This is a genomic window from Dyadobacter bucti, assembly GCF_005869225.1.
Lineage (GTDB): Bacteria > Bacteroidota > Bacteroidia > Cytophagales > Spirosomataceae > Dyadobacter > Dyadobacter bucti.
The window spans coordinates 298,518-325,333 of record NZ_SWFP01000002.1 but is presented as its reverse complement, the minus strand read 5'-3'; the positions used below and the strand labels follow the sequence as shown (position 1 = coordinate 325,333).

General features: G+C 44.8%; 27 protein-coding genes. 17 read left to right on the top strand and 10 right to left on the bottom strand.

Annotated elements, in window-relative coordinates; translation table 11 throughout:
* The first annotated feature begins 170 nt into the window (after positions 1-170).
* The 3 genes from FBF61_RS06655 (at position 171) to FBF61_RS06645 (ending at position 2,929) form a co-directional block, all read left to right on the top strand.
* The gene (locus tag FBF61_RS06655; protein ID WP_138476426.1) at positions 171-1,280 is read left to right on the top strand and encodes a glycoside hydrolase family 26 protein; all 1,110 of its coding nucleotides are present in this window, start codon (positions 171-173) and stop codon (positions 1,278-1,280) included.
* 178 nt (positions 1,281-1,458) lie between these two features.
* Positions 1,459-2,388 carry a family 2A encapsulin nanocompartment shell protein gene (locus tag FBF61_RS06650; RefSeq protein WP_138476425.1) on the top strand — a complete coding sequence of 310 codons (930 nt, stop codon included), beginning with the start codon at positions 1,459-1,461 and terminating at the stop codon, positions 2,386-2,388.
* A 100-nt stretch (positions 2,389-2,488) separates the two neighbouring features.
* Positions 2,489-2,929 carry a hypothetical protein gene (locus tag FBF61_RS06645; RefSeq protein WP_138476424.1) on the top strand — a complete coding sequence of 147 codons (441 nt, stop codon included), beginning with the start codon at positions 2,489-2,491 and terminating at the stop codon, positions 2,927-2,929.
* Between the two features lie 2 nt (positions 2,930-2,931).
* Here FBF61_RS06645 and FBF61_RS06640 read toward each other — a convergent pair whose 3' ends face one another.
* The 5 genes from FBF61_RS06640 to FBF61_RS06625 all read right to left on the bottom strand — a co-directional run bounded on the left by FBF61_RS06640 (position 2,932) and on the right by FBF61_RS06625 (position 7,019).
* On the bottom strand, positions 2,932-3,693 hold the full coding sequence (locus FBF61_RS06640; RefSeq protein ID WP_138476423.1) for a DeoR/GlpR family DNA-binding transcription regulator: 762 nt from the start codon (positions 3,691-3,693) through the stop codon (positions 2,932-2,934).
* A 55-nt stretch (positions 3,694-3,748) separates the two neighbouring features.
* Entirely contained in the window at positions 3,749-5,014 is a 1,266-nt protein-coding gene (locus FBF61_RS06635) for a sensor histidine kinase (RefSeq protein WP_229214939.1), read from the bottom strand.
* Between the two features lie 345 nt (positions 5,015-5,359).
* Entirely contained in the window at positions 5,360-5,518 is a 159-nt protein-coding gene (locus tag FBF61_RS34505; protein ID WP_166444441.1) for a hypothetical protein, read from the bottom strand.
* A 95-nt stretch (positions 5,519-5,613) separates the two neighbouring features.
* Positions 5,614-5,946: a bacillithiol system redox-active protein YtxJ gene (gene ytxJ, locus FBF61_RS06630; protein ID WP_138476421.1), complete on the bottom strand. Its 333-nt coding sequence runs from the start codon at positions 5,944-5,946 to the stop codon at positions 5,614-5,616.
* Positions 5,947-6,092: 146 nt separating this feature from the next.
* On the bottom strand, positions 6,093-7,019 hold the full coding sequence (locus FBF61_RS06625; protein ID WP_166444440.1) for a S1C family serine protease: 927 nt from the start codon (positions 7,017-7,019) through the stop codon (positions 6,093-6,095).
* 120 nt (positions 7,020-7,139) lie between these two features.
* Here FBF61_RS06625 and FBF61_RS06620 point away from each other — a divergent pair, with 120 nt between their 5' ends.
* The 8 genes from FBF61_RS06620 to FBF61_RS06585 all read left to right on the top strand — a co-directional run bounded on the left by FBF61_RS06620 (position 7,140) and on the right by FBF61_RS06585 (position 12,679).
* On the top strand, positions 7,140-7,610 hold the full coding sequence (locus FBF61_RS06620; RefSeq protein ID WP_229214938.1) for a DUF2958 domain-containing protein: 471 nt from the start codon (positions 7,140-7,142) through the stop codon (positions 7,608-7,610).
* A gap of 106 nt (positions 7,611-7,716) precedes the next feature.
* The gene (locus FBF61_RS06615) at positions 7,717-8,655 is read left to right on the top strand and encodes a ring-cleaving dioxygenase (protein ID WP_138476419.1); all 939 of its coding nucleotides are present in this window, start codon (positions 7,717-7,719) and stop codon (positions 8,653-8,655) included.
* Positions 8,656-8,691: 36 nt separating this feature from the next.
* Entirely contained in the window at positions 8,692-9,342 is a 651-nt protein-coding gene (locus FBF61_RS06610; protein WP_138476418.1) for an alpha/beta hydrolase, read from the top strand.
* Positions 9,332-10,048 carry a pirin family protein gene (locus tag FBF61_RS06605; protein WP_138476417.1) on the top strand — a complete coding sequence of 239 codons (717 nt, stop codon included), beginning with the start codon at positions 9,332-9,334 and terminating at the stop codon, positions 10,046-10,048. The genes FBF61_RS06610 and FBF61_RS06605 overlap by 11 nt, the downstream gene beginning before the upstream one ends.
* A 28-nt stretch (positions 10,049-10,076) precedes the next feature.
* On the top strand, positions 10,077-10,382 hold the full coding sequence (locus FBF61_RS06600; RefSeq protein WP_138476416.1) for a response regulator: 306 nt from the start codon (positions 10,077-10,079) through the stop codon (positions 10,380-10,382).
* 16 nt (positions 10,383-10,398) lie between these two features.
* Complete coding sequence (locus FBF61_RS06595; protein ID WP_138476415.1) at positions 10,399-10,980, top strand: Crp/Fnr family transcriptional regulator; 582 nt, start codon at positions 10,399-10,401, stop codon at positions 10,978-10,980.
* A 131-nt stretch (positions 10,981-11,111) separates the two neighbouring features.
* Positions 11,112-11,570 carry a PA2169 family four-helix-bundle protein gene (locus tag FBF61_RS06590; RefSeq protein WP_138476414.1) on the top strand — a complete coding sequence of 153 codons (459 nt, stop codon included), beginning with the start codon at positions 11,112-11,114 and terminating at the stop codon, positions 11,568-11,570.
* Between the two features lie 140 nt (positions 11,571-11,710).
* Positions 11,711-12,679, top strand: coding sequence for an MBL fold metallo-hydrolase (locus FBF61_RS06585; RefSeq protein WP_138476413.1), 969 nt, complete (start codon positions 11,711-11,713; stop codon positions 12,677-12,679).
* Positions 12,680-12,763: 84 nt separating this feature from the next.
* On the opposite strand, the gene FBF61_RS06580 is transcribed toward FBF61_RS06585, so the two are convergent.
* The 5 genes from FBF61_RS06580 to FBF61_RS06560 form a co-directional block, all read right to left on the bottom strand.
* Positions 12,764-13,156, bottom strand: a complete 393-nt coding sequence (locus FBF61_RS06580) for a cupin domain-containing protein (protein WP_138476412.1) — start codon at positions 13,154-13,156, stop codon at positions 12,764-12,766.
* An 83-nt stretch (positions 13,157-13,239) separates the two neighbouring features.
* The gene (locus FBF61_RS06575) at positions 13,240-14,778 is read right to left on the bottom strand and encodes a hypothetical protein (protein ID WP_138476411.1); all 1,539 of its coding nucleotides are present in this window, start codon (positions 14,776-14,778) and stop codon (positions 13,240-13,242) included.
* Between the two features lie 209 nt (positions 14,779-14,987).
* The gene (locus FBF61_RS06570; protein ID WP_138476410.1) at positions 14,988-16,049 is read right to left on the bottom strand and encodes a hypothetical protein; all 1,062 of its coding nucleotides are present in this window, start codon (positions 16,047-16,049) and stop codon (positions 14,988-14,990) included.
* 3 nt (positions 16,050-16,052) lie between these two features.
* Entirely contained in the window at positions 16,053-17,462 is a 1,410-nt protein-coding gene (locus tag FBF61_RS06565) for an MBOAT family O-acyltransferase (RefSeq protein WP_138476409.1), read from the bottom strand.
* Between the two features lie 246 nt (positions 17,463-17,708).
* On the bottom strand, positions 17,709-18,632 hold the full coding sequence (locus FBF61_RS06560) for a metallophosphoesterase family protein (RefSeq protein ID WP_138476408.1): 924 nt from the start codon (positions 18,630-18,632) through the stop codon (positions 17,709-17,711).
* A 204-nt stretch (positions 18,633-18,836) separates the two neighbouring features.
* Here FBF61_RS06560 and FBF61_RS06555 point away from each other — a divergent pair, with 204 nt between their 5' ends.
* From FBF61_RS06555 to FBF61_RS06530, 6 genes are all read left to right on the top strand, one after another.
* Positions 18,837-19,640 carry a glycerophosphodiester phosphodiesterase gene (locus FBF61_RS06555; protein WP_166444439.1) on the top strand — a complete coding sequence of 268 codons (804 nt, stop codon included), beginning with the start codon at positions 18,837-18,839 and terminating at the stop codon, positions 19,638-19,640.
* Positions 19,641-19,792: 152 nt separating this feature from the next.
* Positions 19,793-20,347 (top strand): RNA polymerase sigma factor, encoded by a 555-nt coding sequence (locus tag FBF61_RS06550; RefSeq protein ID WP_138476406.1) that lies wholly within the window; start codon positions 19,793-19,795, stop codon positions 20,345-20,347.
* Positions 20,348-20,368: 21 nt separating this feature from the next.
* Entirely contained in the window at positions 20,369-21,373 is a 1,005-nt protein-coding gene (locus FBF61_RS06545; protein ID WP_138476405.1) for a FecR family protein, read from the top strand.
* Between the two features lie 34 nt (positions 21,374-21,407).
* Positions 21,408-24,824: a TonB-dependent receptor gene (locus tag FBF61_RS06540; RefSeq protein ID WP_138476404.1), complete on the top strand. Its 3,417-nt coding sequence runs from the start codon at positions 21,408-21,410 to the stop codon at positions 24,822-24,824.
* A 34-nt stretch (positions 24,825-24,858) separates the two neighbouring features.
* A complete protein-coding gene (locus FBF61_RS06535) occupies positions 24,859-26,301 on the top strand; it encodes a RagB/SusD family nutrient uptake outer membrane protein (protein ID WP_138476403.1) in 1,443 nt (480 codons plus the stop codon).
* Positions 26,302-26,389: 88 nt separating this feature from the next.
* Complete coding sequence (locus FBF61_RS06530; protein WP_138476402.1) at positions 26,390-26,815, top strand: hypothetical protein; 426 nt, start codon at positions 26,390-26,392, stop codon at positions 26,813-26,815.
* The last annotated feature ends 1 nt before the right edge of the window (position 26,816 follow it).

Genomic DNA, 26,816 nt, shown 5'->3' with positions numbered 1-26,816 from the left:
CTTATTTTTTGCACATAATTCTAAACTGAGACAAAAGATTCTTAAAATGATCATAATAATTGCCGTTTGTCTTTCAGATTGTGCAGATTGTAGTCTATTTACAGTCAGGTTGGGTGTCGGGGCAGTACATGGCCGGCAAATCTGAGTTCATTTTAAATAATAGACGAGTTATGGGGAAAGACATCATTTGGACTGTCGCGCTGTTATTTTGCAGTCATATTAATGTAGCGCAAATTGATAAAAATGCTACACGTGAGACTAAGGCATTGTATAAGAACCTGACCACCATTGCGAAAGATCACATTTTATTCGGTCACCAGCATGCGACAGAGTACGGGCACGGCTGGACGGCCGACGCCGACAGGTCGGATGTAAAATCGGTAACCGGCTCTCATCCCGCGGTGATCGGTGTCGATTTTAGCGGGTTTTCGGGCGTGCCTGCGGATGAGGTTGCGAAAACGGCAGGCTCCCTGAAAAAGAATGTCGAGGATACTTATAACCGCGGAGGCATTACCACGGTGGCCTGGCATTTTCCAAATCCTGCCTCAGGCGGCGGTTTTTACTGGAAAGATTCCGTTTCGGTGGCCGCCATGGCACTGATTAAACCGGGCGGCTCGCATCATGAAAAATACAAAGAGATACTAAAAACAATTGCTGACTTCGCTAATTCCGCGAAGGGGAAAGACGGAGCAGCGGTTCCGATGATCTTCCGGCCTTACCACGAGTTCGATGGCGACTGGTTCTGGTGGGGGAAGGGTCATACTTCTAAGGAAGATTTCATTGCAGTGTGGCGGTTTACAGTTTCATATTTGAGGGACGATCTGAATGTTCACAACTTCATTTATGCTTTTTCGCCCGATAACAAGTTTACTTCTGAAGCCGATTTCCTGGAAAGATATCCCGGCGACGAATGGGTGGATATGGTGGGTATGGATAATTACGGAGACTTTGGGCGGGATGGAAAATACAATCTGGAAGCGGGGCTTGGCAAGCTTAAAATTGTTTCCGATTATGCTAAAAAAGCCAATAAACTCGCAGCATTTACCGAAACGGGACTTGAGACAGTCCCTAATCCCGATTGGTGGACGGAGATACTTTTGAAAACTTTAAAAGCAGAAAAAATGAACCTGGCCTATGTGCTTGTTTGGCGAAATGACACTAAAAGCCCCACCCATTTTTACGCTCCTTTTCCCGGCCAGGTGAGCGCACCGGATTTTGTAAAGTTTTACAATGACCCGTACACTTTTTTTGAGAGTGATTTAAAGGATATCTATAAGTAAATTTTCTTCAGACATATCGTTTAGACTGCCGGATTTTACCGCAGGGTAATTCACAACCGCCTGGGGCTAACCCGTGGGCCTTCTGATGGCTTGTATTTTCTATTTTTATTTGTCCCGCTGGTCCCATCGATGATCGGGACGGGTACTTCCGGATTTTACAACCATTAAAATTTATCCCATGTCTTTTACTGACCAAAATACTTTGGCAGAGGTAGCTGCGCAGCAATTGTCTGATGCACCAATCATCGCACCTCAATTTGAATCAGTCTCTCCTCGCTGGTTGTGCCATTTGCTGGAATGGGTGCCTGTTAAATCCGGTTATTTTCGCGCACGAAAAGTCCGGGAAGGACGCGCTATTAGCTTCCCAGCGCATCAGCAGGAATGGCGGGAAATGCCAAACGCGTTTGTACGCTATGAAGAGAATCCGAGAATTTATAACCTCAGGGCTGTTTGTACTGTATTGGATGTGCATACTGCGGAAGCTGACCTATACGGCATACCGCATGAAATGTATGACGAGCATCTTCATCTTGTTACCGAAACCATCAAAGAGCGGCAGGAGAGCGAGCTGATCAATAATCGTGAATTTGGTTTAGTGCATAATGTAGCAACCCAGCAACGCATGTCTACCCGAACAGGGCCACCGACACCTGATGACCTGGATGGGCTGTTGGCGAAAGTATGGAACGAGCCTTCGTTTTTTCTGTTGCATCCGGCTGCCATAGCAGCCTTTGGTCGTGAATGTACGAACAAAGGGATAGTGCCTTCTTCAATTTCGCTTTTTGGGTCTCAGTTTCTGACCTGGCGCGGGGTTCCTTTGATTCCTTCCGACAAAATGCCGGTCGATGACGAAAAAACGAAGATTTTACTATTAAAAATCGGGCGGAAGCGGCAGGGCGTGGTAGGTCTGCATCAGCTGGGCTTGCAGGATGAAATATCCCCCGGATTATCTGCCAGATTTGTGGGAATGAGCGAAGAAGCTATCGCTTCATACCTGGTAACCTTTCATTTTTCTCTCGCCATTTTGGTGGACAATGCTGCCGCTATGCTCGAAAACGTGGAGCTGGGGCACTACTACGGGTTCGAAAGCCGGCCAAAAGATACTTGACATTCAAATTCTGAGAACCCTTTTCCTATGTACTGACGTCCGTTCTAGAATTCCAGTTTTTAACGAAGTAATCATAATAGGTATCTAAAATGATCGGATTGTGTTGAAAAGAATTTTGGTGACCCGTGTTGTAATTGTATATCTGCTTGTAGTCGGTCTGCTCCTTTACCTGAAAAATTCAGGTATGGACTATTTCGCTACGTTGGATCCTGGCCGGCCAAAAATCGAAACGGGGTATGGATTTATAAACAAGAATGGATTCAATATGAGGTTCAGTGTCATCATTGAGTCGTTTGGCGATCATCATTTTTCAGAATACGGAGTAGTGTATGTAATATCTGATGAGTCTGGTGATCTCACTCCAACTATTGACAACAATAAGTTTGTGTTTAGGTCTAAACCCAGGCTGGGTAAAATTTCAGATGAGCGCGACAAGCAAACATTGATTATTCAGCCCAAAATGCACGTTTATTACAGGGCGTATATATTACTTGACAACGGTCAGGCTGTATATGGCGAGGTCAGGTATTTACTCAGCTGATCTTACTCGTCGGCTACAATGATCAGTCCCGCGCCGGTCAGGCCTTCTTTCTGAGCGGCATTGAGCTCTTTATCGGTAACAAGATATTTTATCATCGACAGGTCACCAAACTTGAAGTAGCTGTCTTTCCCGATTTTTGACGAGTCGCATAGCAGAAATACTTCACCTGCATTTCTGGCGAAAGCAGATGTAATCGCCGATTCATTTTCCGTGTGCGCCGTGAGCCCGTTTTCTGCTGAAATGCCATCTACTCCAACAAAGGCCTTGTGTGCATGGTAGCTGTCAATATGTTGTACAGCTTTTGCGCCGTGTATCGCTTTTCGGTGTTTGTCCAGCTCGCCACCTATCAGGTTGATCTGGATCGCAGGAACGTCAATCAGCTCAGCGAGTATTGGCAGAGAATTGGTTATCACCCGTATGTTATTTTTTGTTTTCAAGTATGTGCACATTTTGAAAACAGTGCTCCCGCAATCCATAAAAATAATGTCACCGTCGTGAACATGCTCAGCTGCGCACTTTCCTATTTGTTCTTTTTTTACCTCATTCGCCCCGATTTTTTCTATAAAACCCGTTAAAATCGGATTTTCAATTTTCATCGCGCCACCGTGGGTCCTGAGCAGTAATCCTTCTCCTGCAATGTCATGCAGGTCTCTCCTGATCGTAGCCGGAGATATCGCCAGTTTTTCGGAAAGTTCGATTACCGACAGGCTTCCAGCCTGATGAAGCGCATTGAGGATTTTCTTTCTTCGGTCTGGAAAGCTCATTTTGACTTTTTTGTCAAAAATAACCAAAAGCAATCAAAAATAATCGCAGGCTCATTTACTCCCGATCGCTCAACAGAACGCCCTCCTGGTGAAGAGGGATTGATATGTAAAAGCATGTTCCGCTTTCTTCCGTACTTTCAAACCAGAGTTCACCGTTTTGGGCATGTATGAATTCCTGGCAGAGAAGAAGCCCGAGGCCGACACCTTTTTCATTTTTAGTGCCAAAAGTCGACTGGACATTCAATGAAAAAATAGCTTCCTGTTTGTCTGCAGGGATACCTATCCCATTATCTTGGATGCTGATGATACAGTTGTTGTCCTTGGTCTCCGAACGGACGGCTATGGTTCCGCCTTCTGAAGTAAACTTAATAGCATTACCCACCAAATTGCGAACAATCAGCTGCATCATTTCACGGTCCGCAAAAATGGTGATTGTTGGATCCAGAAGATATTCCAGCTTGATTCCTTTTCTGCTGGCAATACCTTTCTCGAAATTCAGGGTAGTTGCGAAAAGGTCATTCAGGTCCAAAGGTTCTTTGTGCGCCGAAACTCCCTGCAACTGGGTTTTGGACCAATCAAGTAATTTCGACAACATCACCAATGTTTGTTTCGTGGAGTTCAGCAATTCCTTTTCTATAGCCAGTTTTTGTTCCGCTGGAAGGTCATATTCACTTAGTAATTCAAGAAAATTCTGAATGCTGGCCAGCGGTGACCTGAGGTCGTGGGCGACAATGGACATCAACTTGTTCTTCTCATCATTCAGCTTTTTCAGCTCATCATTCTGGCTTGTGATGAGCTGGTTTTTTCTCACAATGGCTTTGTTTTTTTCAGCGGCTGAGTTTTTTTCCTGTTCATAGCTTCTACGGATATAATCGGTGCAAAAATATGCAAGCAGCGCCACCACCACGTAAGCAGATGTGATATCCACAAACTGGCTTTCCCTGTTCATATAAGTAAACGGTACTGTCTCGGGAAAGAAGAATTCGACAGCATGTACAGCCAGCACCACGCATATATTAACAGGGATCCAGAATTTGTACTGCTCTGCCGGGCTGATTGCAATGCTAAGCAACAGAAAAAGCAGAAAGAACTGGCTGGTAGGCCCGCTGATTCCCGAGTTGAGAAAAAAATTGACTATAAACAGCGTAGTGCCTACAAAATTGGTTATCAGGATGCTTTCAGCAACTTTGTACCTGAACCTCGACGCATAATAAAGACCTGCACAAATAACAAGGACAACAAAACTTGAGAGCGCGATCGAAGGAAGACCAACCAGATAATTGAAAGGTATATTGTAACAAAGGGCGAAAATGGATATCACACACACCGAGTGAAATATCCTTGCATTGAGGGGAAATTGTGATGGCCGACCCGATAATTTAACCCAAAACTTATAAAACTCTGCCGTAGAAGGTAACATCTCTTTTGTATGCCGCAATATAAATGTAGAGATTTTAATATTATTTACTAGAATAAATATTACATAAGTACGTATTTGTTTTTGAAATTTAAAATTTACTGCCCTAAATTCTCATTTTTAGCATTAATGAAGCAGATATTCTATCAAATTGAGAAAATCGAATTGCGGAACTGGTTACACATTTCCTGAAAAAATTCGGGGCAGCTGAATTGGAATGTATGCAAACCGGAACAGCTCTGACGGGAATCAGCTTTTTTTTACAACCTTCTTACTTGAAACGAAATCCTGCATAAAATCCCTAGCTTCCTTCCCCAGCAATTCCTTTAAGTGCTTGTTCCCCAATTCATCATAATACCAAAGCCAGATCATTTCTTCTGAAATAATAGTGAAATTGAGTTTTTTCATGGTCCATATTTTAAGATGATTTTCAAATTTATGGATTATATCCATCAAAATGGACATAATCCATAAATAAAATACCACTCAATATGGAGGACGTCTTACTGAATAAACTGAAAGGTATCTTGCAACGAAATGTCTTCGTGAGAAGAGTCGTAAACACATTCACCGTTTTTGACCACCAGTAATTGAGGCGACTGATGCTCGACTTTGAAACTGTCCGCGATAACACGGGATTCCTTTCTATTGCTGATTACGTCTACAATGTAAATAGGCACTGAAATATTCGGCACCGCACTTACTTCCGATTTGAGCTGCCGGTAGGCCATCAGGCTGGTCATACACCGCGGGCTATGTTTATAAATGATGGAATAATCTGTCGAATCATAAATTCCTTGTACTTCCTCTTCACTTGTTACTGTAATCCAGTTCATAATTTTCATTAAATGTGTTCATCGATAATTCTATACAGTCATTTATATAACAGAATATGGTCGCAATTTCATTCCATTAACGTTGATCGGATTATAAATCTGAGCCACGAACTCGGGACGTATTCCGCATTCGGGGCCGTGCGAACCTAGTTTTTCTTCTCAACTGGCACAATGATGAAATTGAGCAGTTCAGCGTGCCGGATCACCGATATGTTGACAACGGATAGTACCGATTTTTGAGTCAGTTCCTTAAATAGCTCGTTTGAATTGCCAACAGCTTTGTTGTTGAAAGAGATGATAATGTCGCCTTCCAATAACTGAGAGCGGGAAGCTGGCGAGTCCGGTTCGATTCGGGTGATGAAAATCCCGTTGCGGTTTGGTAACTTGTAATACTGGCGTATTTTTTCATTGACAGGTACATCCTGCAACTGAAGACCGAGATAGGCCTTGAAGACTTTCCCGTCCTGAATGATCTGCCGTGCAATTTCTTTGGCGGTATTAATGTCAACTGAAAAACTTAGCCCCTGCGCCCCCTGAATCACAGCAGTATTAACGCCGATGACTTCCCCGTCCATATTGATCATGGGCCCTCCAGAATTTCCTGGATTCAGGGCGGCATCCGACTGTATGACGTTGTCGACCATTCTTCCGGATTGTGTTTGCAAAGTCCTCCCAAGCGCACTTACAACGCCGGTAGTGACCGTATGCTGATATCCGTAAGGGTTGCCGATCGCAATGACGAACTGCCCGATCTGCAACTGGCTTGTATCGCCGAGTTTGGCTACCGAGTAACCTTCCGCATATATTTTAAGGATTGCCAGATCCGTGTCAGGATCCTTGCCGATAAGAGTCGCTTCAATTTCATTTTCATTCAAAAGGCTGACCATGATTTTTTCCGCCCCTTCTACAACGTGGCTGTTAGTAAATGCCAGCCCGTCGGACGAGAATATGAAGCCGGATCCTGAGCCGGCGGGACGCAATTTCCCGTTTTGTGTTTTGTATATATCGATTTTGACGACGGCGTTTTTTGTTTTTTCCACGGCGTCGATAATCATTGTTGAAAAGGCATCCATAGCAACAAATTTTGTTTGTAACATAGGTATCAAAAACACGTCCAGAATCTCGCGAATGTCAAATTGACGGTTACAGGGCTTGTTAGCAAGTCAAAAAGACAGAACATTGAACGGTAAGCTATGAACGTCACTAAATTCCGATCACAATTATTGCCGGAAGGATCTATCGCTTACCTTTGTGGCATGTCCAAAATGATACCGGAAAATCTGCTTGAAATTATGGTTCACAATGCCCTGGAAGTTCAGAACGACCTGGGTAAGGATCATGAACCTGTTGTTAAACTGCATTCAAAGTATGGAAAAGCCATTTGGTTGTTGTCCGAGCTGGACACTGCAAACAACATTGCTTTTGGTCTTTGTGATCTGGGCCAGGGTAAACCGGAGCTTAGCTACGTGTCTATCAGCGACTTGGAAAGTATCAGGCATGCGCGGCTGAAAGTGCCAATGGTAGAAACAGATTCCGGCTTTGAGGGCAAGTATCCAATGAGCGTGTATTTCGAGGCCGCAAAGCAAAACAAGCGCATTACCGAAGACGATGCCTTACTTCGGGCTGCGGAAAAGATCATCAGGGACAGAGCTGCGTTTAATTGATTTTTTCCTCCTTTCATTCTTTCTTGTCCTAGTTCAATGTTTTGGGCTTTCGGTCCATGGTATCTTTGTATCAACAAAAACAAAAAGAACTAAACTTTTAATGATCATGGAAAATACAATCAACGGCATACATCACATCACTGCCATAGCAAGCGACGCCAAAAGAAACTACGATTTCTATACCCGCGTATTGGGTTTGAGAATGGTGAAAAAAACGGTCAATTTTGATGATCCAAACACCTATCATTTTTATTACGGAGATAAAGAAGGTACACCGGGAACAATCCTTACATTCTTTCCATGGGGTGATCAGATTCCAGCCGGGAGAAGGGGAACAAGGCAGGTTACCGAAATTGGCTACTCCGTTCCCGAGGGAAGTCTGGATTTCTGGTTGAAGAGGCTGGAAGCAAATAAAGTAACTTATAATAAGGTTTCGGAAAAGTTTGGGGAGCAATACCTTACCTTTCTTGACCCTGACGGCCTGAAATTTGAATTGACAGTCCCTAAAATTGCTGATCACCGGACACCCTGGGAAACAAGCGAAGTAACCGCCGAAAATGCGACCCGTGGTTTTCACAACATCACGATTACCAGCAATAAAATTGAAGAAACAGCGAAAATCCTCACCGATATTTTTGGTTATCGTTTGCTGGAAGAACATGTAAACAGATTTCGGTTTGTGACTGATGCAGTTGAAAACGCAGCCATCGTCGATCTTGTAGAGGCGCCTGGCGAAAGAGCGGGGCATGTAGCTGGGGGTTCTGTTCACCATGTCGCTTTCAGGGTAGCAAATGACGATATCCTGATGGAATTCCGTAAAAAAGTACTCGATGCAGGACATCAGATCACGGATAAAATCGACAGGAATTATTTCTATTCCCTTTATTTCCGGGAGCCAGGTGGAGTTTTGTTTGAAATTGCAAGCGATAATCCTGGTTTTGCAACGGATGAAACGGTTGAACAATTGGGATCCGGATTACAGCTTCCAGCGCAATATGAGCCGCGTCGGGCACAGATAGTGAAAGTGTTGCCCAGCTTGGTTTAAAAGTAGGCGTGTATCGGTACTTTAAATTTCAAAACAATGTATCTGCATAATAAACAAATAGTTACGGCCGGAACTCCGGCCGTACAAGCCACCAGGGCCGTCGTCTTGTTGCATGGGCGTGGCGGCTCCGCCGAAGATATTATTTCCCTGAAACGTCATCTGGATCTGGAAGGGGCGACCATATATGCTCCTCAGGCGACCAATAACAGCTGGTATCCTTATAGTTTTCTGGCACCAGTGGAACAAAATCAGCCTGCTCTGGACTCAGCTTTGCAGCTTATCGGTGAACTTGTTACGGATATCGTGGCGACCGGGATTGCTCCCGAGAACATCTATTTCGCAGGGTTTTCGCAAGGGGCATGTCTGACGCTGGAATATACGGCTCGAAATGCGCAACGTTACGGAGGTATCATCGCATTCACGGGCGGCTTGATAGGTCAGTCGCTGGATACTGAGCAATACCACGGAGATTTTGGCCAGACACCGGTTTTTATTTCAACTGGTGATCCCGATCCGCATGTTCCGGTAAGCAGGGTCAAAGAGAGCATTGCAGTACTGGAACGTATGAACGCTTTTGTGACTTACGCGATTTACCCGGGTCGTCAGCATACAATTTCGGCAGAAGAAATCCGGTTGGTCAACGAAAAAATTTTAGGTAATAAAATTGAAAAAGATCATGAGCAATAGCATTTTGCATAAAGCTTCATCGCGTTTTTACGCGGATCACGGCTGGCTCAAAAGCGCGCAGACATTCAGTTTTCATGGAAATTACGATCCGGAAAGGCTGCAGTTTGGTGCACTGCGCGTTTTGAATGATGATACCGTGAATGGTGGAAAGGGTTTCGGAAGGCATCCGCACGATAATATGGAGATTATTTCTATTCCTCTTGAAGGTGTACTCGAACACCAGGACAGCATGGGAAATACTGCCGTGATTAGCCCGGGCGAAATCCAGGCGATGAGTGCCGGGACAGGTATCTACCATACCGAATATAACAAGGACGAGGACCAGCCAGTCACTTTCCTGCAAATATGGCTGTATCCTGATGCGCTGAATGTGGAACCTCGCTACGACCAGCTGGATTACAGCAAAGGTGACAGACAAAACAAATTATTACAGATACTGTCGCCCCATCGGGATGACGAAGGAGTATGGATCAATCAGAAAGCCTGGTTCCATATGGGTGATCTGGAAAGTGGTTTCGGAATCGATTATAGACTGAAGAACGAGGCGAACGGTGTGTACGTTTTTGTCATCAGCGGGGAGGTGATAGTTAATACTCAGCCTTTGGATACCAGAGATGGTTATGGGGTTTGGGATGTTCCTTTGGTAGCGATCAAAGCTGTAACCGACGCCAGTGTGCTGGTGATGGAAGTACCTATGAAATGGTAAGTGTACAAGCATTGTAAATTTGGGTAAAATGGAGAAAAAACAAATTCTGGTCCTGGCCGATCATCCCGAAATACTGGAAACGATCATCCGCCTTATCAACAAAAATGAAGATTGGTTTGGGGTAGGAGCAAATTCTTATGAAGAAGCAGTTATAGCCTTTCAGGGAAACGAATTTGATTTGGTACTTTTGGGGGTGGGTATGGACGATGAGATTGAACGCCGCATACTTGAAATTTGTAAAGCCGCTGATCCGGGAATTGTCTGCGTAAGGCATTATGGTGGTGGCAGCGGGCTGCTTTATTCCGAAATCCGGCACGCATTGGGGGAAAACTGAAATAATTTTGGCTGATATGTTTGAAAAAATCAATGAATATGCACTCAGATGCATGCCTTTTACTCCGCAGGATCTGGAAAAATTTGATTCATTGCTGCAAAAAAAAACATATCCCAAAAAGAGCTTTTTGCTTCAGGAGGGCGAGGTATGCCAGTTTGAAGCCTACATTCTCAAAGGCTGCATCCGCTCCTATCATATCGATCACTCCGGGGCAGAAGTAACGCTGCAGTTTGCAATAGAAGACTGGTGGGTAAGTGATATTACGAGCTTCCACAGCCAGAAGCCCAGTGTCATGTACATTGAGACCCTTGAAGATTGTGAACTATTGATCCTCACGCCGGAAACGAAGGAAAAGCTGCTTGCAGCCGTTCCGGGTTTTGAGCGGATGTTTCGCCTGATGGTACAAAGAAATCTCGCTCAGTTACAGGAGAGGCTTTTTCGAACGATTTCCACAACTGCCGTCGAAAAGTACCTCGATTTCCTTAACCGTTACCCTGCTATTCCACAACGTGTTGCACAGCACTACATAGCCTCGTACCTTGGGTTTTCTCCCGAATTTTTAAGTAAAGTCAGGAAAAAGCTGAGCGCCGACAAGTAAAGATTCCGCCTGAATCTCCATTTTCGGTCTATACGGTGAAAAAAGCTCCCCAGGTAATCTTCAAAAACCTTCATTTCCGGTCGTGGAATAATATTTTTCATTTTTGACGCATTACCAAACAAATCAAAGTCATGGCTAATAACTCAGAAGCTATTGAAGTACTGAATGACCTGATACTTATTAATAATGACCGGGTCGCAGGATATGAAAAGGCATATGAAGAAACCACTGACAGCGACATCAGGGCGTTGTTTAACAATCTGGCGAACCACAGCAGGCAACACGTTTCAGAGTTGAATGCGGAGGTAAATAAATTGGGCGGTGAACCTGCAAGCGGCACAATGCTCAGCGGCAAACTTTACAGAGTTTGGATGGATGTGCGAGCTGCATTTAGTAAAGATGACAGAAAAACAACATTGGAAAGTTCAGAATTCGGCGAAGACGCTGCACAAAAAGCATATGAATCAGCGCTTAAATCTGAGGATTTGACGCCGGGACTGCGCGAGTTGATCCTAAAACAAAAAGCTGCTTTGCGGGCCGGGCACGATACTGTCAAAAGGCTTCGTGATGCTCAAAGTGTATTGCATTAACATTTCATCGACAGACAAGTGCGGGGAGCGGTTTAGGCCGCTCCTTTTTTTGTCCGTTTTAAAACATCTGTGGAAATCGGAAGTGGCATAATTTTAATCATTGGCTACTTTATAATTCCTGAAACTTATCCCGCACAAACATGAAAAATACAACAACAAAGGTTGATGAGGGTTCCCATTTTAAAGTTGCGGAAGGCGTGTGGGGTTTGAGGGACATTTTCGTTAATGTCTATATGATCGAAAATCCGTCGGATAATTCCTGGGTACTTGTTGATGCAGGCCTTAAAACTGCCTACCCAAAGATCAAACGTATGGCTGTCAGTTTATTTGGCGAAAACGCGCGGCCGTCGGCTATCATTATCACACACGGACATTTTGACCATGTAGGCTCTTTAAAGAAGCTGTCCGAAGAATGGGACGTACCTGTCTACGCACACTATCTTGAAATTCCCTATCTGACAGGGAAATCTGCGTATCCACCGCCGGATTCCAGCGTAGGAGGTGGGCTGGTCTCTTATTTGGCGGACCTTTATCCGAGCAGCGCGCTAAATCTTGGAAGCAGGGTTCGTGTTTTCCCCGATATCATGCCCACAATCCCGGTTTTATCTGACTGGAAATATATTCACACGCCGGGCCACTCACCGGGACATATTAGTTTGTGGCGGGAAAAGGACAAGGTGCTGATCGCCGGGGACGCGTTCGCTACTACCAGGCAGGAATCTGTTTTCTCTGTTATTTTTCAGCGTAAGGTTCTGTCAGGGCCACCCAAATATTTCACTTGCAACTGGCTTCAGGCCGAAGATTCTGTAAGCAAACTTGCGGCCCTGCTTCCGAACGTCGTCGCGGCTGGTCACGGCAGACCGATGGCCGGGATAGAAATGCAGCAGGAACTGATCGAACTGGCTTACTATTTTCCTGAAAAGGCAGTGCCCGAGGTCGGCCGTTACACCATGACTCCCGCAATTACTGATGGAACTGGTGTGGTATCAATACCGCCGGAGCATTCAAACCCATATCAGGTTTTTTTAACCATAAGCACAGTTACAGCTCTCGCGGCATTGGGTTGGGCGTTGCTGTCAAGACAAAAGATGCAGAAAAGCATCCAATAGAATGTTCACCTACTAACATGCATCACATCATTTAGGAATCAAATGCCTTATGATGTGATGTTTGATTTATAGTAAACCAGCTTTTCAGCCTTTGTAAGTTGTAATGATTATCTCTGAATCAGCAAGAGCCAGAATGGAGTGTTTATGTTTTGCATGAAAGGTCATCATCTGGCCCGGCGTGGTGTAAAAAGTGCGGCCTTCGGTTTCCACTTTCAATTCCCCTGAAATCACTTGAAAAGTCAGGCACTCGTCTATCGCGTGGTCATTTACAACCGCGCCTGATTTCAGCACTGCTACTACAATGGTAATTTTATCCGATTTGAAAACGGTAATTGCATTGCGGTCGTTTTTCACCCATGATTTTTCCGATTTTAATTGTTCCAGATAACTTGGGATATCTGTAAAAACATAGGGCGCATCCAATATTCTTTCTCCGTCCGGGCGGTTTCCTGTAGAGTGGTTCGATTTGATTTCCATAGAGATAAGATGTTTTAGATGGCAGTTCGTGGTATCTCGGAATTTACGAAAAATCTGTACCAAAAGAAATCATCAGTCTGCGCTTACCTGACCTCCATTTCGCCAATCCTACTCACGTTAACAATCTGATGTTTGCGGATTGCTACAACCGAGAGATTGTATTTCCCATTCTGGAGCTTATGTTTAAAAATAGTGTGCGCAAATCCTTCTTTTATCGGCCTTTTAAAACTGGTGTAGAATTGCTTTATCGAATTTTTATAATTTTTATCAACAACAAAAAGATACTTGGGTAGGCCATGGGCTCGATCAACGGCAACGATATAAAGCGCATCGTAGCCCGGAGAGTAACCGATGCCGAAACTGTTGTTTTTCAAAACAATTTTATGTCGGTCTTCGTTCCGTTGCACAGCTACGCGCCGTTTTACCGATCTCCAGTTTATACCATTCAACAATATTTCCAGGCTGCTTTTTTGCCGTAAGAAATGATTTGCTGGCTGGAAAGTAAATAGAGATTTTGGAGATATGTTTTTAAAAATCAATGGATTGTAGATTGTATTGCTCCATGAAGAATTGATTTGGTCTGAGGTAATTACTTGTTGGTAATGCGTTATCTTACCATAGTAAACGTAGTAGGTGCCAACGCAAAAAATGAATGACAGCATGGGGATCAAAATACAAACAGGCTTTCTTATTCCAGGTATTGACAAATATTCGTCAAAGAACACAATGGCAAGCAGGGGGAAATAAGCTGCGTAAATTTTGTAGCGATCCATCCGGTAGCCTAAAAAATCGGAATTGTCGCCACGAGTAAAAATTATTAAGAATCCGGTAAACAGAAGCATCGTAATTCCGGCACCGCACAGCCACTGCAGGGTCGTAATTTCCGACGATTTTCCTGCAATCACCTTTATGACCATAATCGGCAACGGGAGTAAGAACAGGGCCCCCAAGACAATACTGGGGGTTATGTTATCCAGTATATTGACATCTGCAATTAGCCCGGCGAAAGACAACAATAGAGAGAACTTATTGCATACATCGCTGGTCATGTGCTGAGTGATTGACCCGGAATGAACCTTCAAGGTAAATAAATGGGCGACAGCTATGAGTGTCACAATGAGTCCGGGCAAAAGGATTTTTTTCAGTGAATTGGTTTGAACGGCTGCTATAAGAAGCCAGAGCACTATGGAGCAAAAACCGTTTGCACTGGTAAACATTGAGAAAATAGCCATTGAACCGCTCAGATAAAGATTTTTTCGATTTAATGCTAGGTGAAAGCTCAGGAGAGAGAGAAAAATAACAGGTGCATGTTGTAATGCGCACGTGGCCCAGGAAATGGAATCCTCATAATGCTGCACCTGGAAAAGCAGGCAAATGCTACTGAAAAAGACAAGAAGTGACATTTTCTTTGCCGCATGGTATTGATAAAATATGAGTGCAGTACCAATCAGTGTCAGATCGCCCAGGACGATCAGCCAATCAATGTTTATTTCACCTGTCACAAGATACATCAGGATGATCAACAGTCTGGCAAACAACACTCTATGATCGAAATTCTGTTTAAATAGCAGTACGAATCTTTCCTCTGCGCTATTTGACTTTGAGAAGTTTTCAGCAAACAAAAGGATATTTTCGAAGTCGTCGTAAAAAGGGAAATTATATGAGAACGTAAAGACTGCGTAGAAAAAAATGCTTATTGTAAGGAAAATAAGTAACCAGATAAGTGTAGAGATGAGATTTGAATTATTGCCTAAATACAGTTTAATGTTGTGTGCGGATTGCCGAAATTGTGTTAACAGCATGATTTTGAATTAGAAGTAAGCAACTATACTTAGTGATTATGTGTATTTTTCTTGCTCCATTTTTCTACCAGCCCGTTCACAGTCCGTAACCAAAATCTCTTTCCATGGACGTTCCAGTGGCCGTCTCCCTTGTGAAACCAGGAGGGGTTTGGTTTGATGGACTGTATTACCGACAACGTTGGGGCTTGCAAATTCGGGTGGCTCTCTATTGCCGGAATCTGACCGTTGTAATTGGCTAAGGAGGGCGCACAAATGGTTGTCTTATTGGGAATGAGGCAAAAGTAAACCTCGTTGAACCCCATTTTCAGATAATGCTCACGAATGCTGTTCATGTTCGTTACTACTGAGTCGATGTCTGTGGGCGTCAGACTATAGAAAGCTGACAAGGGGCTCTGTGGGTCTGCTTCGATTTGATAGAAAAGAAATTGCTCATCTTTTGAAATGATTGCTCCCGGATGAGTACGATGAAACCAGGATAGCATTATCTGGGATTTCAGTTCCTTTAAAATTAAAATTGGATCGAAATTAAATAGCATAAACTCCAGACGCTGATTGATCTGCTCTCCAAACTTTTCAAAAATATGAGCGCCGCTGTGCGGAGGGTGGGGGGGCCGGTTATCGGGTTTCTTCGCGACGCTGAAACCCCTGTCGATGTACAATGCTTTAAAATCTTTCTTAAGTCTTTCCTGAATGGTTCTTTCTATTATTTCTATGACGAGAATAGAATTTTTCGTTGGGTCTAATGTGACGCTCTCCTGGTTCACCCCAAGCCAGATGTGGTAATTTTTATCGCCTGCGTAAAAGCTGGTGTCCATAGGGGTAAAACTATCCCCGATGGTATAGAGATCTACATTTTTAAATCTGGTTTGGGGTTTATCGGAAGGTGAAAGTTCGGAATTAATGTTAAAATCAACTTCCTTGAAGTCTTTCAGGCAAGATGTGTTGTACAGGTCGCCGTAGCGATATTGATCCGGGATAATACCTGCTGAGTAGATACGTCTTTGGATATTTTTGGACACGCCGACGGTCAGGATCATAGCGGAGGTTGCCAGGACGACATATCGAAGTAGCAGCGGCCAAACTCTTCCCATATATCAGAACTGGAAATAGATGAATTGGTTGGTCGTGAAGACCCCGAACAGATAGCACAGGAAAGAAAATGCAAACGCTGAAATCCAGAATCTGCGTTTCGGAGGCACATAATCTGGGAAATAATAATCTTTACACATCAGTAAAAAAATCAGAACCAGACAAAAAATCAGCTCTGCGTTGTTAATTGCTAGTGCCGGAGCTGAATAATCGGCGAGAGTCAATATTTTACCGATGATTACAAAAGCGTCCGAGATATTGACAGCCCGGAAAAAGATCCATGCAAATGCCACCAGCACGAATGTCCAGCCAATGTTTAGAATTTTGATGATTCCTTTTTCTGCCTGCGGATTCGGGCGGGATTTGAAGACCTGAGCGAGTATTAGATAAACACCATGAATTCCGCCCCAGATAACAAATTTCCAGTCGGCACCATGCCACAAGCCACTTAAAAGGAATACAACCATCAGATTGAAATAAACTCTGATTTTACTTTTTCGGTTACCACCCAGTGGTATATATACGTAATCGCGGAACCAGGTCGAAAGCGATATGTGCCACCGCTTCCAGAATTCAGAAACCGAGGCGGAAAAATATGGCGATTCAAAATTGGTCATGAGCTTGAATCCCATGGCCCTGGCGGTCCCGAGGGCGATATCCGAATATCCTGAAAAATCACAATAGATCTGAAAGCAATAAAAAAATACGGCTATCAAAAGCGTGGAGCCGTTTTGATCGGCAACGGCACCAAATGCGTCGTCGGTGACCAGGGCGAGACGATCAGCGATGACCACCTTTTTGAACATGCCCCAAATGATCATCCACAAACCCGCTTTCAGATTTTCCGGACAGTATTCCATGTTTTTGTGAAATTGCCAGATCACATTCTGGGGCCTCTCGATCGGGCCGGCCACCAGTTGTGGGTAAAAGAGCACGTACAAGGCATATATCCCGAAATGCCGCTCCGCTCTTTGATTCCCCCTATACACCTCAATGGTATAGCTCATGGATTGAAACGTATGAAATGAAAGCCCGATCGGCAGGGCGATCATGGGAAAATATTCTTTCAGGGCGGGGATACGGTGGTTTGTACCAGCTACGCCAAGCAAAGCGGAAATATTGGCGTTTATAAAATCGAAGTATTTAAAAAAAGCGAGAAAACTGATATTTACAACCAGGCTGATGATGAGGAGATATCTGCGCTTGCGCCCCACTGCCTTTTCTATCCATAGTCCCGCGAAATAATCGGTAAGAATAATGACGGAAAGAATCAGCAGATATACGGGAATAAATGAAGCATAGAAATAAGCACTTGAAACTAGTAGAAGGATCCAGCGGAATTTTGTTTGGATACTGTAATATAGCGTTGTAACAAGTGTGAAGAAAACAAGAAAATGCAGCGAGTTGAAAAGCATGTTACTCCTCGGTAGCTCAGATGAAACAAGAGGTTAAGAGAAGTGGAGAACGAGAGTTTCTGATTACGGTATTCATTTTGGAAAAGTGTGTGTATAGTGTTAAAGTTGTAGTGTGTGTATGATTGGTTACCGCCACAGTTGCCCGTTTGAGTGATACAAACAAACACTACAGCTTCATTCTTACCAAAATCGTTTAATAATCGGCAGGGCTGAATTAGCAGACGGTAAATTTTCGATCTGAGCGACTCATTTTCGGTAGCTCACGTATTCATTTTTGAAGGAGCCGTCATCAAACAGATCTATGATCGCATAGCCTGCCCGGGTCTCCTGGGTTTTGCCAAACCAGTAATTTCCGCAAACGGCCCCGTTGCAGCAATAGCTCACGCCGTTATATTCGACACGATCGAGCAGGTGGGTGTGGCCACTGATTGAGAGCCGTACATTTTTATGCCTTGTAAACAGCTTTACCAGTTTTGCCGCGTCGGTGTGCATCCAGCTGCCTGGAACATGCCATTCATTGTCTTTCAGTGTATCGCCATCGAGGAAAACGCACGCTGCAAGGATTGGTATATGCGATACAATCATAACCGGAGTATCCGGATCGACATTCCGGAGGTCGTTTTCCAGCCAGTGGAATTGTTTGTCATCAAGGCGGGCATAGTACCTGAAGCCGTCTTCCTGGGGATGGATGCTGTCAAGGAATATGAAATGCCAGCCGTTTTTGTCAAAGCTATAATAACGCTCCGGCAGTTTGAATTCGTCCATGGCCCACTTTTTCCCGTCACCAAACAAAGCATTGTGTTCTTTATTTGCCCATATATCGTGGTTACCGATGCATGAGAAGAGCGGGAGAGAGTTTTCGTTTCGTAAGACCTCGTGAAACAAATTCCACTCTCTGCTTGCCTTGTGTTTGCTGATCCCGCCTGCACCCATCACAGAGTCTCCGCCATTGAAGATAACGTCCGGCCTGATATCCAGGTCCTGAATATGGTGAAGGCATTTTTCCATCCCTTTCGCCGCCCATAGATGCGGCTGCACATGGATGTCGGTTACATGAGCAATACGCAGCACCCGCGACGGTTTCTCTGGGCTGGCCGCGTTTGTCAAGTTCGGCAGTGAAAGCCCTGCAGCGAGCAATCCTATATTTTTTAACAAATTCCTTCTCAGCATACCTCTGCACTTTATGGGACAAATTTGAACATTCGGCATGTTTTCCATGTATCCAAATCATGAAATTACTGTTACCAAATACATGCGCTTTTAAAACAATAATGCCAAAATGGTCCGTATGGGGCGGATTATGTTATTGTTAAGACGGGGTTTGTTATCTTTCCAAGCAATACTTTTGTAATCTCAACGCGTGGAAAAATGTATATGATCGATAAAAGACGCTATGTTCTGACGGTTTGCTTCTTACTGCTCGTTTCAGGCAAATGTGTTTATGCTCAGCCCGCCTCTTACATTCTGATTGCCCACCGCGGCGGTGTGGTGGACAGTTCTTACACTGAAAACGGAATTCCAGCCCTGAAAAAAGCATTGGAAGAAGGGTACAAGATGATTGAAATCGACATGCGTGTAACCCGTGACGGTGTGCTTATTGCAAATCATGATGCTGATTTTAAAAGATTTTATGGGTTTGATAAAAAGGTAGTCGATGCGGATTGGAAGGAGATCAAAAACCTGAAAAGCAGCCTGGACGGAAATTCCCCCCAGAAACTGGAAGATATCCTCATTTTTTGCAGGAAAAATCAGCTCGGTGTGATGCTGGATAATAAGATCCGAGGGCTCGATACGGTATTGTTTAACCGTTTGCTGAAAATGCTGGATGAAAACAAGCTACGCCGTTCTGCCCTGACGATAGGAACCGACGAGTCTACGGAGTTTTTTACAGGAAAGCTGAGGCTTAGCTGTTCCCGGAAACAGCTGGAAGAGAATATGCGGAAACCCGGTTTTAAGCCGGATCATTATTTTCTGTTTGAAAGGCCCGCCAATCTGAGCAGCGAAGATGTGGCCTGGGCGAAAGAACATGGCTTCATGACGGTTGCGGCAATTAACAAATTCCATTACCGGAAATCGACCGATTTTATGGCAGATGCGAAAAGGGATTGCGACAGGATGAAGGAAATTGGCGTCAATAATTTTCAGATCGATTCGGAATTTCAAGTCTTCCTGAAATAGTCTAGTTTCCAAGTGGTTAGATACCAAAATCATGGTATCTTTATAAGAACCTTTTTTAAAGATTAAAACATTAGTAAAAAATCTTATAAATCGGTTAGGGGTTCTTCGAAGTTGATTGACTATACATATATCCCGAAATTGCAGAATCAGAAATGGGTAAGTTTTTAACCGACGAGCAACTGGTTATTCGGCTTCACGAAAGCAATAAGCAAGCTTTTGAGGAGATATATGATCGTTATTGGTACAAGCTGTTTTGTATTTGCTATCACCAGCTCGGCTCAAAAGAAGAGTCGGAAGAGCTTGTTCATGACATATTTGAGAGTCTTTGGTACAAACGTAACGAAACAGCAATCAGAAATCTGAGCACCTATCTTGTGATTTCTATCAAATACCGGATCGCCAATTTTATCAAATCACAGATCACCTGGCGCAAATACCGGGAGTACATGATCCTGAATAAAATACATGAAACTTACTCTACGGAGGAAATTGTGCGGTTTTCGGACCTGTCAAAGGCGGTGGATGAAGTGATGAGCCGACTTCCGGAAAAAACGAGCCGGGTTTTTCAGCTGAGCCGCTTCGAAAATCAGTCTGTAAAAGACATAGCCGAAGAACTGCATATTTCTGAAAAGGCGGTGGAGTACCACATTACAAAATCATTGAAAGCGCTTAAAGAAGGGCTCTGGATGTACCAGTCGAACAACTGAAAGCCGATAAAAACAGCTCTTATGAGTCAGATAAATTACGACACGCTAATTGAAAAGTATATTGACGGTGCGGCAACACCAGAAGAAGAAGTGTTGGTTGAAAGATTTCTGGAAGAAAATCCGGTGAACGAATCGGAAATCCTTTTACCTGAAAAAAACGAAATCGGCAGGCGCATCAAGAAAAAGCTTTTGAAGAACACTACAAGAAAACCTGCGAGGTCAATTTATCTTTGGGCTGCCGCGATTGCCGCCTCTTTGCTGGTTTTCGTCGGAGCAAGCTGGTTTTTTGGCACGGGTTACACAAATTATGAATCGGTTATCACTTCGATGCTTGGGGCTAAGGAATATGATTTTGAAGTAAAGAATACTTCGGCCAAGCCGAAGAGCCTGATGCTGGAAGACGGTAGCGAGGTTGTCCTGCAGCCTGGCAGCACAATCAGTTACCCCGATCACCTCGGCGACAAGCAGCGGCTTGTCTATTTACATGGAGAGGCGTTTTTTAAAGTGAAAAGAAATCCGGCTAGACCGTTTATCGTATCTACTGAGAATCTTGCAACCCAGGTTTTAGGTACAAGTTTTAATGTGAAGTCTTATGATAGTTCGGGCTCTGTGGAAGTGAGGGTAATGAGCGGGAGAGTCTCCGTTTACGAGATCCTGAAAGATAATAAGGAGACAAAACGCAATGGCGTGATCCTTACACCCAATCAGAAAATTGTTTTTGATAAAAAATCAAGGAAAATGGAGCTGGGCATTGTTAAAAATCCCGCTGTTGTGAAGCCGGTCGCTTCTCGGCAGAAATTTGAGTTCTCCGAGACGCCGGTCGCCGACGCCTTTGCCATACTCGAAACTACCTATGGAATTGATATTATAGTGGAAGACGATGTTTTCAGGAACTGCCTTTTTACCGGCGACCTGAATGATCTGACGATGTTTTCTCAGCTCGACCTTATTTGCAAGGCTGTGAATGCAGACTATGAAAGCCGCGGAACTTCGCTTTTTATACGCGGAGAAGGATGCCTGGAATAATTAAATGAATACGTATACAAAAACCTTTGATATTATGCATAAAAAAATACCCTTACAAAGGGTTGTTTACAACGTCATGAGCACTACGGCTAAACAACTTTTCCTTTCCCTGATCTGCTGTGGCATTTCATTTGCCCACGGCGTTTATAGCCAGGAGTTACTTAATAAAGAGATTTCTCTGAAACTCGAATCCATCGAGATCAAACAGGTGCTCCGCCAGATTGAAAAGCAGGCTGATGTCAAATTTGTATACAGTACGAGCAGCATTAAGGGGAAAAGTACGGTTGGGATGAAACAACTTCAGGGGCCGCTCAATAAGGTTCTGGATCAGCTGCTGACACCTTTGGACGTTTCCTATGAAGTTGTGGGCAACAGCCGTATCCTTTTGCGAAAAAAGAGCGGATCTCAATCGGCAGCTTTCCCGGTACAAAGCCTGGCATCCCAGAGAGAAGCCGACCGCAAAGTCACTGGGACGGTCTTGGATGATAAAGGTATTGGCTTACCGGGGGTGAATGTCCTGGTCGTGGGTAGTCAGCAGGGAACTTCCACGGATCAGGATGGTCGGTTCACACTAAATGTGCCTGATGGTGATGTGGTCTTGCGGTTTTCCTTCATCGGTTTTGTAAGCCAGGATGCAACTGTGGGGAACCGTTCGGAGCTGACAGTCAATCTGGTGCAGGATGTCAATGCACTCAGGGAGGTGGTCGTGGTGGGTTATGGAACCCAGGAAAAAAAGGATGTTACCGGCGCGGTTTCTTCCGTAAAAGGAGTTGATTTTGAAAATCTTCCTTCCGGCGGGGCGCAGCAGGCTTTGCAGGGAAGAGCAGCCGGTGTGAACATTATCCGTAATGGCGGTGCGCCAGGCGATGCCGGTACGATCCAGATACGCGGCTTCGGGACAGTCAACAATTCTGATCCGCTTGTGGTGATCGACGGGGTGCCGTCGGGTTCCATGAATGATGTTAACCCCAACGACATTGAATCAATAGAAATATTGAAGGATGCTTCTGCGTCAGCGATTTATGGTACGCGTGCTGCCAACGGCGTAATTATCGTGACGACCAAAAGAGGCTCATTCGATAACCCTATCAGGCTTACGGTGAATGGTTATGTGGGTGTGACCAACCGGATCAAGATCATGGATATGCTGGATGCCAATTCACTTGCTTCCCTGAAACGTGAGGCTTACGAAAATGACGGTTTGCCGATTCCACCAATTTGGCAGGATCCGCAATATCAGACCCAGAGAACAAACTGGCAGGATGAGCTGCTTCAGCGTGGTGTGACGCAAAACTATGATGCGGCCATTCGCGGCGGAGGGAAATATTCCTCATTTTCGATCTCCGGCGGTTATTATAATGAAAAAGGTATTATTGGTAAATCCTTTTACAAAAGGTACACTTTCCGGGTCAATTCGGATCATAAGATAGGGTCCAGGCTTAAAATCGGACAGAACCTTCAGTTTACCAATACCCACAACACCGCGCCAAATACTACATCTTCCCAAACGGGTCTGCTATGGAGTGCAATCCGTTTTCATCCCGGACTACCGGTCAGGAACGCAGACGGGTCATATAGCAGCACCAAAGGAATTGGTGCATTTGGCGACATCAATAACCCGATTTTTACAGTTGATACCCAGGATCAGAACAGTATCCGGAACCGTTTTCTGGGAAGCCTGACCGGCGAATTTGAAATTATAAAAGATCTTAAATTGAGGGCCAACCTCGCTACCGATGCCACATTTTCGGAAAACAGCAGTTTTGACATCAAGATTACAGACCAGTTTCGTTCCAATTCCTACAACGAGCTCAACCTTACCCATGGAAAGTACTGGTCGTTTCTGCAGGAATATTTTCTTTCCTATGACAAGCAGTTTGGTGCGCATAAGCTGAACCTTGTGGGCGGATTTACTTCCCAGACATTCAACAGTATTTCAGCCAAACAGCGCGGTCGGGATTTCCCGAGTGAGGATCCGTCGCTGCGTTATCTCCAGTATGCCGGAACGATCGTTTCCGTAGCGGGTGAAAATGGCAACCGCAGCTACGATGCGCTGGCGTCCTGGTTTGGCCGGGCCAATTATTCATTGCTCGACCGGTACCTGGTTACTGCTACTTTCCGTTCCGACGGTTCATCCAAATTTGCACCGGGAAACCGCTGGGGTTATTTTCCTGCTTTTTCACTGGGCTGGAGAATTTCAGAAGAGGATTTCTTCAAAAGTGCACTGCCTGTATTCAGCAATTTCAAGCTGACCGGAGGATGGGGGCAACTGGGTAACCAAAACGTAAACTCTCTGCAATATCTGGCACTCATCAATTCTTCATACAGATATGCACTGGGAGCTGGCGGAACACAAAACAATATTTCCGGCGCGGCGCAGAGCCGTCTGGCCAACACGCAAATCGGCTGGGAAACTGCCGAAATGAGCAATTTTGGTCTGGAAGCCGGTTTGTGGAAGAACAGTCTGTACCTCTCGCTGAACTATTTTATAAAAGATACCAAAAAGATGCTTCTTGCGCCTCCATCCGTGGGAACGATCGGTACTGCTACCATACCTGACCAGAATATCGGACAGCTGCGGAATAAAGGATTGGAAGTGGAAGCTTCCTACCGGAACTCGGTTGGAGAAGTTACTTTCAATGTGAGCGGGAACGCTACATTTATCCAAAACAAAATCACGAAACTGGCAACGCCGGGCGGTTTTCTTGCCTCGCAGCTGTATGGCCGTGGCCAGCAGGAAATTGTGCGGACTTATGAAGGGCAGCCGTACGGAACATTCTACGGGTATAAAGCGAATGGCATTTACCAGACACAGGGTGAAATTGATTCCAATCCTAATATTACCAATGACGCCCGCAAAACTGACGGACAGATCAAGCCGGGCGACGTTCGGTTCCTGGACCTGAATAATGATGGCATTGTTAACGATCTCGACAGAACGATCATCGGAAGTCCTCAGCCAAAGATCAACTATGGTCTGAATGCAGGCGTTAATTACAAGGGCTTTGATTTCACTGTGTTTTTTGTGGGTGTAGGCGGCAACAAGATTTTCAACGCCGACCGTATGCAGGGGCTTGATGCAAGCTATTCTTTCAACTTGTACGCAGAGGAAAAAGAGCGCTGGCATGACCCCGGGACGAGCAATACAGTACCACGTGTAAGTATCGATAACCCTAACCGTAACTTCCGTCCTTCCGACCTGTTCCTTGAAAAAGGCGATTTTCTCCGTCTGAAAAATTTTACACTGGGTTATTCCGTTCCCAAGTCGGTGATCGAGAAAGTGAAGCTGTCCAATGCCAGATTTTACATCACAGGCCAAAATGTTTTCACGTTTACCAAATATTCAGGCCTGAACCCGGAATTGGGATATGTGGAAAAACAGCTTAACGTTGACTACGCACAATACCCGCTGGCACGTACCTGGACGATCGGGGCCACTTTATCATTCTAAACTTAGCGTTCAGATTTACATTGAAATAACTGATATGAAAAAAATATATATTCTGGCCGGATGGATCTTCCTAGCAACTATTACAGGTTGTAACGACGATTTACTTGACAGTACGCCTTACGGGCAGGTTACTTCCCAGCAGTACTGGCGCAATGGAGATGACGTGGTTGCGGCTACGAACGCAATTTATGCTCCGTTGCTGAATGAAGATGGTTTTGCGCATACCGAATACACTTTCGATAACGCCTCTGACGATATGAACAGGGCAGGGGACCACTCGGATGAAACTGCCCTTGAAATGTTCACTTTCGACGCATCCAACTCGCATATACTTGCGACCTGGTCGACCAAGTACGAGGTGATTTCCCGCGCAAATGCGGTGCTGATCAACGCTCCTAAGGTTGATATGGATGAAACACTGCGCAACCGCAGCATGGGTGAAGCTTATTTTCTGCGCGGATTTATTTACTGGCGGCTTTCGCTGATCTATGGCGAGGTTCCCATCCTGACAGAGGAAGATGCTTTGGGTCAGAATTATAACAAACCCAAGGCGACGCTCGCAGAGGTACGGGCGCAGGCAGAGTCCGATTTCCTGAAAGCTGCCAGCTTACTGCCGGTAAGCTATGACGCCTCGGAGTCGGGCCGTGCGACACAGGGTGCTGCGAACGGTTTTCTTGCCAAATTATATGTGTACCAGGAAAACTGGCCGAAAGCCATTGAAGCAAGTGCAAAGGTGATCGGAAATGCGGCTTATAAGCTGGCTGACCGTTACGATGAAAACTTTGCGCTGGTGACTGAGAACAACCCGGAAATCCTGTTTTCCCTTCAATATGAAACGGGCTGGACAACAGACAATTCGCCAACATTTTACCATACTCCCCAGGCGTTTGGCGGGTGGGGTTTCCATGAGCCGATCGAAGACCTTGTAAAGGAGTTTGAAAAAGGTGACCCGCGCAGATCATATTCTATTTATAGTCCGGGAGATACTGTGACACGCGGATCTTTGGGGAATACCATTTTCAAAGCTGATATGACTCGTGTAACGGGTTACGCCTTCAAAAAATACACAGACTTTACAGATGCAGGTGACATGAGCCAGAGCCTGAACGCACCGTTTTTACGTTCCTCAGATGTATATCTGCTGGCGGCGGAAGCCAAGATCCGGTCAGGACAAAGCGGGGATACTGAGCTCAATGCAGTGCGTAGGCGGGCAGGTCTGCCTGCAAAAACCGCGGCTAAAATGGCGGATATTATGCATGAACGCCGTGTAGAACTTGCAGGTGAAAACGAACGCCACCAGGATCTGATGCGCTGGGACAAAGCCGGCCTGATTGATATTGCCGCACATTACAGAATCGCAAGAGGGCCATATAAACCCGCCCGTAATTTTGTAAAACCCAAACATTACTATTACCCGCTTCCTCAGCGCGAAGTGGATTTAAGCAACGGTGTTTTGAAACAGAATTCCAATTATTAACCTTTACTAATGGTGACTGTACATCCCGTGCCGGAATGATTCCGGTGCGGGAAATGTGCTGAAAAAGCCGGACTAAAACACTATACAATTGAAAAGAATCATCCCGATACTGCTCCTGATCATTGGTTTGTGCCGTTGCAATATCCCTGTTTACATGCAGGAAAAAGAACTGGAAGGTGTATGGAGGACGGATTCGATCAATAATTTTGTAAATGGGTTCAGTTTTACAAACAATACCTTTGACGAACATTGGTCCACATTTGAATACGGTGCTGGTGGAATTCTCACGGAGAGAAAAAGGGAAAAGCATAAAACGTACCATTACAAGCTTCCTTCCCGCGATTCACTGGTTTATGCGGATTCAACAGGGCATCAGCTGAGCGGTTTTCAAATCCTGAAATTGACCGATAGCCAACTGATACTGAAAAAAGCACAAAAACCTTATCTCCCCGGAAAAAACCAGGAGTTGTTTGAAGTTCGTTTTTTTACCAAAATCCCATCCGGCGCCAAGTGAT